At 61.3% G+C, this 349-nt stretch carries 1 pseudogene; it reads right to left on the bottom strand.

The annotated features are described in order from the left end of the window. Positions 1-349 (bottom strand): annotated as a pseudogene (locus tag AB4Y77_RS23050) (hypothetical protein); the annotation flags it as partial.

Genomic DNA, 349 nt, shown 5'->3' with positions numbered 1-349 from the left:
CTGTCCAGCGGCTCTTTGGTCTGGATAACCGAGTACTCAGAGAGATCGCCCTTCATGCGTTTTGCCAGCACCTGGCTGCGGCCGGTCTCGTCAAAGCGCGCCACCATTGCGGCGAGGTTATAACGCAGCGGATCGGCGGTTGCCGTGTCCAGCACGATATCTGGCAGGACCACGATAAACGGATTGTCACCCACAATCGGGCGCGCGCAGAGGATGGAGTGACCCAGGCCCAGCGGCTGTGCCTGACGCACGTTCATGATAGTAACGCCCGGCGGGCAGATGGACTGCACTTCCGCCAGCAGCTGGCGCTTAACGCGCTGTTCAAGCAGCGCTTCAAGCTCGTAGGAGG

The organism is Paenarthrobacter sp. YAF11_1 (assembly GCF_052113445.1).
Classification (GTDB): domain Bacteria; phylum Actinomycetota; class Actinomycetes; order Actinomycetales; family Micrococcaceae; genus Arthrobacter.
This window is presented reverse-complemented; position numbering and strand designations above follow the sequence as displayed.